We start from the raw sequence: 12,995 nt of genomic DNA, 5'->3' as shown, positions 1-12,995 counted from the left end.
TTATCGTGTTGTTTCTCTTACTATTAATTTTGTTTTTATGATTTTATTCTTTATCAAAGGCTGATCCCCTTTGTGTCTTATTTTTTCTACTAATAATTCCATAGCACTGCGACCTACATCCTGCCCGCTTTGTCCCACAGTAGTAAGCTGCGGATCGGACGCTATAGCGGCAAAACCGTCCGTAAATCCGCAAATTGAAACTTCTTCCGGTATTTTGAAATGCAAGTGCTTGGTAGCATGCAAAATACCTAAAGCGGTTTCGTCATTCACCGCAAAGAAAGCATCCGGCCGATTTTCCGATTGTAGCATTTCTGTTGCCACCGGAATTGCTTCGTCATAATTGTCGCAAATCTTAATCAGATCTTTATCAACAGGAATACCATGTTTACTTAAAGCATCCAGATAACCTCCTCGTCGATTCTTGGAAATTTCCAGATTTAGTGGCGAACAGAAAAATGCTATTCGATGACAACCTGTTTTGATCAGGTATTCGGTTGCAGCCAATGCCCCTGCATAATCATCAATTACCACGCGGTTCGAAGGAATATCAACACAAATACGATCAAAAAAAACTACAGGAATATTATTGTCCACCAGCTCTTGAAAATGCTCATAATGAGTTGTTTCCTTAGCGATAGAAGTCAGGACACCACACACCTGAGAAGAAATCAGCTGCTGTACGCTGTGCTGCTCTTTCTCAAAGCTGTCGCGCGACCGGAACAACAATACATTAAAACCTTCTTTTTCGGCCACATCCATCATTCCCTCCAACACAGAAGAAAAGAAGTGATGGATAATCTGCGGAACTATCACACCGATTGTTTTGCTTTCCCGTTTTTTCATGCTCAGAGCAAGCAAATTCGGTTTATAGTGATGCTGACGGGCATATTCCTGCACCTGCTGCTTGGTTGCACCACTCAGATCAGGGCTATCATTTAAAGCTCTTGATACCGTTGAAACGGAAACATTCAGAGCTTTAGCTATATCTTTGATGGTAATCTGGCTATTCGACATAAGGAAATGATTTTAAGGTACAGCGCAAACGTTTTCACTGACAAATTTACACTATCGCTTGCATATTTTTATAGCCTTAGTGGTGCCATCCCGGAAAAATACCTTACCGAGATACATACCAGTCTGCAACATTGATACATTGACACGATTATTCTCAATATCTTTTACAACAACAAGTCGTCCGTTGACATCCGAAATCTGCACTGAATTTGCGGGAGCTCCGGAAATATACATCGTATCTTCTACCGGATTCGGAAAAATCAGCACGGTTTTCTGTGTTGTTGTATCCACTGGTGACGGAGTAATTCTGACATTGGTATAAATTTTCAGACCAAATTCAGGAAGTGCTACTGTCATTGGCGTACCGGTTACATTAATAGAATCGCCGGTAAGTAACTCATACCACATACCCGTCTTGTCGAACGGTGCACTTGCTGAAACAGCTCCGGTTCCCGTGAAATTTCCAAGTACGACTGCCGAAGTTTTTCCATCCGTGAGATAAACATTGCGACCCGCTGACCAATCGTTAGTTGACACCTGCCAACTCCATGATGTTGGATTTGAAAACAGCGACGGATATTTCAGTCTCAAATTCAAAATTTTCTGATAATTATCGTGTAACGCTTTTCGGGCTGGAATATTCAAATATTCCCATTCGGCAGCCATCGAGCTCATAATATTGTTTCCTCCGGCATCTTTTGAGTTATAGTTTGCCCCCAACTCTCCGAATTCCCACATCATGCGAGGCCCCGGACTCAGAAAAACGAAAGCGCCACACACTGCGAGCTGTTTCATCACATTGGTTGTATCTTTCACATCAGTTACGCCCCAGGTGATAGCTTTATAGCCCATCCGGTACTCATCGTGACTTTCGGCATAAGCCACACGGTTGGTTGGCAACTTTACAGCACCACCCGATTGCGAAGAAGATGCCAATCGAGAGAAATCCGAGCCGTCAACATAGCCCATTGCGGCCTGTTGAAAAGCATAAGAAACATTACGCCAAAGCATCGTACTATCATAAGCAGCCAATGCATTTTCTTCCGCATCATCACAAAAATGTTCCAGAATTGCGTATGCTTTCGGATTGGTCGATTTCACAGCATCTACATACGTTTTGATGTTATCTATACGGCTTTGGTCGTATGTGCTGCAATTAAGAGTTGCATTCGGATTTACGGCTCCTCCGTTTGAAACTGTTTGCGTGAGTCCTTTGCTCAGGTCGAAACGAAAACCGTCAACTTTATATTCCGTCAGCCAAAACTTCAAGGCGCGGGATAGCCATGCTTTTACGGGAGCATAGGTGTGGTTTATATCATTACCAACGCTATAGGGATGAGGTGCCAAAGCATTATAATAGGGATTGGTAGAAGCAGGACGTCCGTTTGCCGCATCCCAATAAACAAGACAATAAGGACTTAAACCCCATGTGTGATTGAACACAATATCCAGGATTACAGCCATTCCGCGTTTGTGACATTCATCCACAAACTGCTGATAGTCTGTTTTGGTTCCGTAAGCTTTATCTGTTGCAAAGTAAAAATTCGGGTTATATCCCCAGCTATCGTTCCCGTCAAACTCCATTATTGGCATAAGTTCAATCGCATTTACCCCCAGTTCTTTGAGGTAATCGAGTTTGCTGATAGCTGCCTGCACTGACTTTTCAGACGTAAAATCGCGAAACAGCATCTCGTAAATTGTAAGCTGTGATTGCAACGGAGGATTAAATGACGATGAATATTGCCAGTTATAATTGGATGAATTAATGGTAAAGCACGAAAGCATACCGCTTGTCAAGGCAGATGGATATGATTTCAGGTTCGGATAAATGGAAGAACTGATATATTTATCGTTAGCCGGATCGAGAATCTTTTCAGCATATGGATCACCCACCCTGACTGCATTAGTTCCGGTAAGTCCATCCACGTAATACTGGTAAGCATATTCTTTTGAGGCATCCAGTCCGGAAACAGTCAACCAATAAAAGTTGACATCCGTGCCGTAAGTTGTATTGTCGGCCTGAAGATTCATCAGGTAATTATTGTCCAGTTTATAATTATTAAAGTCGCCCAAAACAAATACCCGGGTAGAAGCCGAGACAGGAGCGCTTTTGCCCAATGAGAGGCAAAACGTCACCGATCCGTCCGGATTTTTTGTAAGTCCCTCTTTCAATCCTGAAGGACGATCGGAAAGAGGTTGTATTTTCGGCACACAAACATAGGATGTGTCGGATGCTGTACTACCACCACTGGTTGTAGCTGTCGCGATAACATAATAGTTTCCCGGTGTAGTAAATGTGTACGAAGACGATAAGGATGTAACGCCATTCGATTGCGCTACCGGAGTGGTAGCTGTAATATTTGAAGAAGAAGTAGCACCTATATATAGTGCCATATTAGCCGAAGTTGATGCGTTTGCCGTAATTGTAGATGCCGTATTCAAAGGCATCAACGTATTGGAGGTTGGTGTCGCAAGTTTCACCGTCAAAGCTGACGAAGCATAAACTGACACGAAAATATCAGAGCCGTCGGCATTTTTTCCAGTTTTGCTTCCGTCGGCATTACGAAATACAAAAGCTAATTTGGAAACTGTTTCCGAGGCATCTGTAATGCCATAATAAGAATAAATATCGGGAGTTATAGTCAATTGCCATTTGTTATTCCCCAGAGAAGTCAGTTTGTTTTTGGCAAGATTGACAGAAGATTGATTAGTGGAGGTGGGCCAGTCGGTAACAACATGTTTCCAGTCGCTGGAAGATGTGCTCAAATTGGTAATTACGCCTGTATGAGCGTAAATCGGACCGGCATCATCTTTTAGCCCGGCACTACCTTGCGAGGCATCAAATATAACAGAAATCACTCCTGCATCTTTCGTCACAAGCACGGGATTTGTTGTAACAACCTGACCTGTTACGCTACATACACATAACAAGAAAAGAAATATTGCAGTAAGTGTTTTCATGGGAAGAAAGAAACAGCTCGTTCTTAAACAAGCCAATTAGTAATTTTGGTAAAGATGGAAGTTAAACTTCACGGACTTTTTTCAAAGTCCGTGAAGAATAATTCATATTAAACGCAAGGATTAACTTACTGTTTCACAAAATAGAAACATCCGTCAACGTCATTAAACAAGACTTTGTAAGTTCCGGCTCTGTGAGGAACATTGGTGCCACCGTTTGTTCCAATTCCAACCGGGAAATATCCAGCGCCCCAGTTATTGGTCCATGCGGCATCTGCACGGAATTTCATTCCACCATTTCCTACCGGAGGTGTGAAATCCGAACTAAATGTATAGGTAGTGTACCAGTAGTGATTATTGGTAGTTTCGGATGCTGTCATAGCAACATCTCCTCCCCAACCATTAAATTCACCAATCATACCAATAGCTCCGAAAGATTTCGCAGGAGCACTGGCTGCCACAATTTTCACAGTATTTGAAATCGAATTCAATGTAATGGTATAATAACCATCAGAGGGTACTTTAAAGTTTTTCGAATTACCATCATTATGAACAGGACTATCTATACCATCCTGACCTGAGTTACCCCATTGTTCATTCCAGCTACCCACATCACGAATCAACTTGAATGTTCTAGATGCTTTGAAATAACCGGTAAATGTAAATGTTCCTGCTCCGGCACTGGTATACGCAAATCCACTGACAACACTCATGGGATATAAAGAAACCCCAAGACCTGCCGGACTATTAGTCCAAGCTCCGTCACCCAAACCTATAATATAATATGGTTTAGGAGTTACCGCATAATACGGTTTCAAAGATGGCAATGGTTTTACAATAATAGTTTTCACATTTGAGTATACAGGCTGCAAAGAAGCACCGATTGTTGCCATTACGCGCACATCAATACTGGCCTTTACATTTGTTGGAAGGTTGAGGGCTGTTGCCCCTGTCATTGCATTGTAAAGTTGTACAACTGTTACCGCCAAACTCGTTGTAGACGAGCTTGTAATGGTTTGAGCATTCGCAAAATTATTACCTGTTTTATCAATTTGAAGACTATAGGTAACCGGAGCAGTCACTCCATAATCTGCAGCAGACACTTTAAATGTTTCTGCCAGACCTGTGCTATCCATACTTAAAATGTAGGCAGCCGAATCTTTTACATAGGCTGTAGTCGATTGACTGGGAGCACTTAACACAGGAGCTACTGGATTTGCCGAAATCATCAATTTGGCATCATCCGAACATCCTACGAATATTACTGCCATTAATAAAGCAGTGTAAATTATTATTTTTTTCATAAGGTATCTTTTGTTTCGTTTACCAGATGACAATCTGATTAAATAATCAATAACCGGTATTTTGTTTCAAATTTGAGTTGGCTGTAAGGTCTGCGGTTGGTATTGGATAATAGTTTCTGAAGCTATCCGATCCAGCTCCGGCCTTTACACCAGCTTTCCACTGCCATACATAATTAGCATCCGTTAGTTTACCAAAACGAACTAAGTCTGTACGACGGGTACATTCCCAAAACATTTCGCGGGCACGTTCGTCAAGAATAAATGAAAGAGTTAAATCAGAAGCACTATAGTTTCCTCCGGACACCGAGTTTGCTCTTTTACTCAAATCATTAATATATTTCAATGCTGTAGTTTGGTTTGCACCTGAACCTCCGCGTAAAAATGCTTCAACATACATCAGGTATATGTCACCTAAGCGAAACAATGGAAAGTCTGTGCTTGCGAAGGAAGCCGTATTCTTAACACCTGTGCTACTCAGATTGCTATATTTGAAAACCTGAACACCTTGCTTGAAATCCGACTGATCATCAATACTTGTATGGTTATAACCAGTATACAACATTTTATAGCGAGCATCATCCTGATAATTCGACATAGATTTAAACCTATCCAAGAATTGCATTGTAGCGCGGTTACCACCCCATGTACCCGGAGCATTCAACGGATTGTATGATCCGTCGGAAGCAGTTGCAGAACATTCCAGAAACTGCATTCCACCCCATGATGTAAGGTTTGTACCATCTATTACAATTGGGAAAATAATTTCTTTTGAATTGTAATTATCCGTAACAAACAGGTTTTGATAAACAGGTTCCAAAGTATAACCGATAGCAGTCACTTTGTTACAGTTATCAATGCAAGAAGTATAATATTTTGTATCGCTTGTTCCAAGGTAGGTATTGGCATTCAAATATAAACGTGCCAGCAATGCCCATGCTGCAGCCTTGTTTGCGTGTCCGTACTGATTCGAATTACCAACTACCGGAGTACTCAGTTGTGTCTGACAATCTGTAAGTTCACTTTCGATAAATTTAAAGAGAGTTTGGGTATCAGCATAAGCAGGTAACGTTGCAGAACCAATAGGACTTGCATCGTTTACAAGAGGTCCGTTACGAAACATATCAAGCACATTGTAATAAGCCAAAGCACGAAGGAAACGAGCTTCTGCTCTGAAAGTCGCAATAGAGTCTTTCAATGCTGATGAAACATTTCTGGATGCCAGTTTATCATCTGTAGTTTCCTGAAGAAATGCGGTTGCAATTGTTATCTGATAGTACAAGCGAGAATAAAACCCTTTGATGAAGACGTCAGATGCAGTCCAGTTCAAAGCATGGAAGTTCCCAATTGTCTGGTCGTTCCAGCAACACATTGCTTCTTCGGTAGGCAATTCCTGTAAGTTCCATAACGGGCGTAAATAGCCGGCCTGGCTACCTCCGTCCATTCCCACTATATCTACGTTTGCATCACCCCCCTGAATACCGCCGGTAGCAAACCCTGCATAAACTTTTGCCAAATAACTGATATAAGGCCCTGAGGTATTAGAGAATGTTGTTGTCTCGGTAGAAATAGATTTATTTAACGGCGTTACATTCAGGTCATTTACACACGAACTAAGAGTAAATGATGCTAATGCAACCACACCTATAATAGTTAGAAATTTTATTGTTTTCATTGTATGCTGTATTTAGAAGTTAACTCTTAATCCCATAATAAATACACGAGGGCGAGGATAGATATTGTTGTCTATACCATTGGAAACTTCAGGATCAAGACCTTTATACTTAGTAATGGTAAATACATTTTGTACGGTTCCGTATACACTTGCTCTCAATTTGGATGTTAAGAACTTATCAAAATTATAACCTAATGTAACATTGTCCATTTTTGCAAACGAAGCATTCTGAATGTAGTAGTCCGAAATGTATTGAGCATTCATAAAGTTTGTAGTAAGTGATGTCGACAATAAATTTTTCAAACTACCTGTAGTAAATGATTGATTTTTAAATTCTTTAGACGACTGAACATTATTGTAGTTATAATTACCAATGCTTGCACGCATTGAGAAATTCAAATACCATTGTTTGTAATTCATGCGGGATGACAAACCCATTGTTACATCGGGAGCCGGGCTATGGTCACAATACAAAGTTGCATTATTGTTGTAGGCTCCTTCAATCGGATTTCCTTTGGTATCGTACACCTGTTTGTAAACATAATATGAGTTGACCGGATATCCTACTTTCTGGATATAGATTTTGTTACCTGTACCGCCACTTATATCACCTCCGGGAACTCCATAGGAAGCATCATTTGAATTGGTAAGTTTTGTAATCTTATTTTTATTATAACCAAGGTTATAGCTCAGATCCCATGTAAAATGGCGTGATACAACAGGCTTTCCTGTAACTGTAAACTCAACACCTTTATTTTCCATGCTACCAATATTAGTTACCATTTCATTGATGAAGTTAGTACCTGCTGCTACCGGAATAACATTAATCATATTATCGGTTACTCTCTTATAGACATCAACACTTGCTGTTATTCTGTTGTTTAAGAAACCCAAATCAATTCCGGCATTGTACGTTGTTGTGCTTTCCCATTTCAAACTTGTGTTGAAATAAGAAGGACGCAGTAAGTGATACCATTGACTTCCAAACAGGTACTGAGCATCATTGTATGTACTTAAATTGTAAGTTGGAATATAAGGATAGTCGTTACTGATATTCAGGTTTTGCTGACCGGTTTGTCCATAACCCAATCTCAATTTCAAATCACTTAACCAGCTAACATCTTTAAGGAAGGATTCTTCTTTCATTTTCCATGCCAAAGCCACTGATGGGAAAAGACCCCAGCGATTATCTTTGCTGAAACGAGAAGTTCCATCGTCACGGAGCGTAAAGGTCAATAAGTATCTATCAAGCAATGTGTAGTTCAAACGACCAAAGAACGATACCAATTGATATGCTGTAGGATAATCAACACGGGGAACATTTGCCACATTATCAGTATATACAGTTGATGACCAGCTGGTATTAAAGAAGTGCTGCCAAGAGTAACCACCCATCAGGTCAATAGAGTGAACGCCGAATGTTTTTGCATAATCCAGATAGAAATCAAGCAAAGTATTGGTTTTTTTCTGATAATATGGGGCATATGAACCTGCACCATTCTTTTTGGATCCCCAAACGTATGAGATCGGAGAATTTGCATTAATAGTAGTAGAACCATCCGATTTAGAAATGTCATAAGCAAGGTTCAAATTGGCTCTCAGTTCAGGAATAGCGTGAAATTTATAATCGAGTTGCAAGTTCCCAATACTTTGATAAACGTAAGAAACATCTCTCTTTTCAGTTAAAACTGAAAGTGGATTGGCAGTTCCCAAAGATTGTGGTGTACCGTCTGTTTTCAGCCACATGAAATAATTGTTTCCATACTTGCTAGCAGAATAAATTTGTTGTGTAGGATCAAATTCTAACGCAGCACCAATAGCGCCCGTATCAGCAAAACGGTTAGTTGAATAAGAACCCTTTACATTCGCATTGACTTTCAAATGGTCATTCAGCAATGTCGGGCTCAAACTTAAAGATGCTGTAGTACGTGAATAATTTGATGTTTTCAGAATACCATCCTGATTTGTATATCCGACTGAAACACGGTATGGAAGTTTGCCGGCGGCCCCAGCAATACTTAAGTTGTGATCATGACCCCAAGCAGTTTTGTAAATCAAATCCTGCCAGTTGGTATTAAAATTACCAAGAAGAGCCGTAACTGAAGGTGAACCAGCCCAATAGTCGCGAACAAAAGATCTGAATTGATCTGCTGACAAAACATCTACTTTCTTTGCAATTGTACTTACAGATGCACTTCCATCATAAGACACTGCAAATTTCTGTTTCAAAGAACCTTTTTTGGTAGTTATAAGAATAACACCGTTCGAAGCTCTAGAACCATAAATAGCGGTTGCAGATGCATCCTTCAATACCGTAAATGTTTCAATATCCTGAGGATTGATGCCGGAAAGAGGATTTGACATACCGTTCACGCCGGATCCTTCAATTGGCACGTTATCAACGACAATTAACGGATCGTTACTTGCACTCATAGACGATCCACCACGAATACGGATAGTTGCACCGGCTCCCGGAGCTCCGCCTGATGTCGAGATATTAACCCCGGCCATTTTACCCGATAAGATATCTGTAAAAGAAGTAGCTAACCCCTTATTCATCTTGTCGGTACTGACAGCCACAACAGATCCTGTCAGGTCGTTTTTCTTTACCTGACCGTAACCGATAGCAACCACTTCTGATAAAGCAATCGAGCTTTCCTGTAAATTAATAACTAAATTGGATTTTCCCGCAACGGGTAATTCTGCATCCTGATAGCCGACATATTTTACGACTAAAGTTGCATTGGAAGGAGCATTGAGTGAGAAATTACCGTTAACATCGGTAACCGTTCCCGTAGTGGTGCCTTTAACGATGACGTTAGCACCTACAATTGTTTCTCCTGATTTGGCATCTTTCACAACGCCTTTCACAGAAATTGTTTGAGCGGAAATACTCATTGCAAAGAGAAGCGCAAGGAGGATTGTCCACCATCTACGCGTGGGGAGCGTAGAAAGAACATTCAAATTCTTCATGCATAAAAAGATTTATTGTTAACACTTAAACTAATTTATCATAAGTACCATTTTTGTACAGAGATAAATTCACTGACAAAAATAGGATGACAAATTTTCAGATGTTATTGCAAACGTTTGTTTTTGATAATATATCAAAGCAAACGTTTGCACTGCATGAAGAATATACAAAAAGAAAGCAAAAAAGAACGATTAACGTAAATCGTTCACACTTACTTTAGGATGAGCTTTCAAATCAAACGTAAAATACTTGTTATCAGCAGATATTTTTTGAAAAAATTTGATTACTACTGTTGTTTTTGACCCATCACGGCCATACAATTGCAACATTTGAGGTGCATTTGAACGTTTATCAAGTTTTACAAGAATACGAAATTCATTCGCTGATTTTGATGTAGGAAAAAGATCAATGGCAACCTGATTAGCAGAGACGTTGGCCTCACGGCTATACATTATTTTCGTATCCTTCCCACTGTATTGCGACAATACCGAAAGTGGATTCATTTGTTTTTGGTCTCGCGCCGAAATGGTAGAAATTGTCACCTCATTGCTCTCCGGCACGTACACCCATTGTGTTTTACCATCAAAATAAGCTTCCGTTCCATTCATTGTCAGATGAAATTTATTACCCATCACAACCAGAGTTCCCGATACATTATTTTTCTTTTTGCTTGAAGCTGATTCAATCGTAGTAGCAAAAACTATTTTAACCGGTGAACTTTTCATCATGCCAACGGCTTTCTCAAGAGCCGCCTTTGCCATAGGTTCCTGCTGGGCAAATACGCTGGCAGCACATAAACTTAACACTGCTATAAAAACAAATTTTCTCATATCTATAATCATTTAATTTTCAAAAAAACAACTATTAAAAAAGAGAGAAACATTGCTTTACTCGTAAAGTATGATTCTCTCTGTAATGCTATTTTCTTTTATTTATTGCTTTACAAACTGATATTTGACAAACCAATCAACAAGCATTTCTCGCCATATCTTCCAGAAAGAGACATTGGTTCTCATGCCCCAGCCATGTCCTCCGGTTGGAAATATCGCCATAGATGCCGGAATTTCCTTCTCTTTCAAAGCATTATAGAACTGAATGCTATTTACAGGAGGAACTGCACCATCATCATCACTAAGGAACAGGATGGTTGGTGGCGTATTTGCTTTTACCTGCAACTCGTTCGAATAAAGATTTTCAAGCTCAGAGAGAGGATTCTGTCCTAAAAGATTCAATCTTGATCCGGCATGAGTCACATTTTTCTTCATGGACACAACCGGATAAAAAAGAACCATTAAATCAGGTCGCGATGAGAGACGCTCAACAGGATCGGACGCTTTGGCATCACCATCGTCAAAATGAGTGCCCAAGGTAGAAGCCAAATGACCTCCTGCAGAAAAACCGGCAATCGCAATTTTCTTCGGATCAATATTCCACTCTATGGCATGTGCTCTCACTAGACGCATTACTCGTTTCGCATCCGTTAAAGGAATATCAGAATGTCCGTTCGGTAAACGATACTTCAGTACAATACCAGCAATTCCCTGTTCATTGAGCCAATCAGCAAACTGATATCCTTCATGAAATGCCGCTTCTGCGATATAACCGCCACCCGGACAGATCACAACTGCTGCTCCTGTAGCCTTTGACGGAGCTGGCAACTGAACCGTTATAGAAGCTTCCGAAATATTGATGATACGATGTTGGTTTTCCGTTTTTTCCGGAGTCGTAATGCCATTACTTTCTTTCGCTCCATTCGGCCACAATGGTAAAACTTGTTTGGTTTGCGATTGCACAGACAAAACAATTGCGCACAACAACATCACCGAAGCCACCATTCGTTTCATGATCTTGGAAATAAATTTATGGAACTTACGAAATGTCATTTGAATAATGACTCCACAAACTCATCCTTGGAAAATACCTGAAGATCTTCCATTCCTTCACCAAGACCTATATAATGTACCGGAATTTTAAATTGGTCTGAAATTCCGATTACAACTCCACCCTTGGCTGTTCCATCGAGTTTCGTAATTGCAAGCGCGGTCACTTCAGTAGCCTTGGTAAACTGACGTGCCTGTTCGAACGCATTCTGTCCGGTAGAACCATCCAAAACCAAAAGAACCTCATGCGGTGCATCTGGTATCACTTTTTGCATCACATTTTTGATTTTCGTAAGTTCATTCATCAGGTTCACTTTGTTATGCAAACGACCGGCCGTATCAATGATAACAACATCCGCATCATTGGCTTTGGCAGAACTTAGCGTATCAAAAGCTACCGAAGCAGGATCTGAACCCATTTGTTGCTTTACAACAGGAACCCCTACTCTTTCACCCCAAATAACAAGCTGTTCTACGGCAGCTGCCCTAAACGTATCAGCGGCTCCCAGATAAACACTTTTACCGGCTTTCTTAAACTGATATGCAAGCTTACCTATTGTTGTTGTCTTACCGACGCCATTCACGCCAACCACCATAATAACATAAGGTTTTTTGTCGGATGGATTCGAAAAATCGAGCATTTCTCCGGTATTGTTTTGAGCCAGTAAAGCGGCAACTTCTTCTTTCAGAATAGCATTTAATTCTGATGTTCCCATGTATTTGTCGCGAGAGACTCTATCTTCAATCCTCTTAATAATACGAAGCGTAGTTTCAATTCCAACGTCTGACGTAACAAGTACTTCCTCAAGATTATCAAGCACTTCATCATCCACCTTCGATTTACCGGCAATTGCGCGCGAAAGTTTAGAGAACACGCTATTTTTGGTCTTTTCCAACCCTTTATCCAGCGTTTCCTGCTTTTCCTTTGAGAAAAAATTAAAAATACCCATAGTCTTTTATTCTTGATTTTGAACAATATAGAAATACCTTATTTGGACTACCAAAAATACAAAAAAAGAAACATACCTACAACCTGCATCTCAGTCATAATTTTAACTTTATTTTAGCATTGTGAAATAATTAATTATCTATTTATTTGCAAATAAAATATTAATTATTAACTTTTATAATTCAACATCATATTGCACATATCGATAAAAAAAACGAATTTTGCATTACCAAATCTAAGGAGG

At 40.1% G+C, this 12,995-nt stretch carries 8 protein-coding genes; all 8 read right to left on the bottom strand.

The window, feature by feature from the left end; all coding sequences use genetic code 11:
- The 8 genes from F8N35_RS11250 to ftsY all read right to left on the bottom strand — a co-directional run bounded on the left by F8N35_RS11250 (nt 1) and on the right by ftsY (nt 12,752).
- Nucleotides 1-1,014 (bottom strand): LacI family DNA-binding transcriptional regulator, encoded by a 1,014-nt coding sequence (locus F8N35_RS11250; protein ID WP_293052865.1) that lies wholly within the window; start codon nt 1,012-1,014, stop codon nt 1-3.
- Nucleotides 1,015-1,065: 51 nt separating this feature from the next.
- Nucleotides 1,066-3,891 (bottom strand): alpha-amylase family glycosyl hydrolase, encoded by a 2,826-nt coding sequence (locus tag F8N35_RS11245; protein WP_293052862.1) that lies wholly within the window; start codon nt 3,889-3,891, stop codon nt 1,066-1,068.
- Nucleotides 3,892-4,100: 209 nt separating this feature from the next.
- Nucleotides 4,101-5,276 (bottom strand): SusE domain-containing protein, encoded by a 1,176-nt coding sequence (locus F8N35_RS11240; protein WP_293052859.1) that lies wholly within the window; start codon nt 5,274-5,276, stop codon nt 4,101-4,103.
- Nucleotides 5,277-5,322: 46 nt separating this feature from the next.
- On the bottom strand, nt 5,323-6,948 hold the full coding sequence (locus tag F8N35_RS11235) for a RagB/SusD family nutrient uptake outer membrane protein (RefSeq protein ID WP_293052856.1): 1,626 nt from the start codon (nt 6,946-6,948) through the stop codon (nt 5,323-5,325).
- 12 nt (nt 6,949-6,960) lie between these two features.
- The gene (locus F8N35_RS11230; protein ID WP_293052853.1) at nt 6,961-9,921 is read right to left on the bottom strand and encodes a TonB-dependent receptor; all 2,961 of its coding nucleotides are present in this window, start codon (nt 9,919-9,921) and stop codon (nt 6,961-6,963) included.
- A 192-nt stretch (nt 9,922-10,113) separates the two neighbouring features.
- Entirely contained in the window at nt 10,114-10,752 is a 639-nt protein-coding gene (locus F8N35_RS11225) for a LolA-like putative outer membrane lipoprotein chaperone (RefSeq protein WP_293052850.1), read from the bottom strand.
- 102 nt (nt 10,753-10,854) lie between these two features.
- Nucleotides 10,855-11,766: an alpha/beta hydrolase gene (locus F8N35_RS11220; RefSeq protein WP_293052847.1), complete on the bottom strand. Its 912-nt coding sequence runs from the start codon at nt 11,764-11,766 to the stop codon at nt 10,855-10,857.
- Nucleotides 11,767-11,801: 35 nt separating this feature from the next.
- On the bottom strand, nt 11,802-12,752 hold the full coding sequence (gene ftsY, locus F8N35_RS11215) for a signal recognition particle-docking protein FtsY (RefSeq protein WP_293052844.1): 951 nt from the start codon (nt 12,750-12,752) through the stop codon (nt 11,802-11,804).
- Nucleotides 12,753-12,995 lie beyond the last annotated feature (243 nt).

The organism is Paludibacter sp., assembly GCF_009712605.1.
Taxonomy (GTDB): Bacteria; Bacteroidota; Bacteroidia; order Bacteroidales; family Paludibacteraceae; genus Microbacter.
Note: the sequence above shows the minus strand (reverse complement) of the source record. Positions and strands in the feature narration are given on the sequence as shown.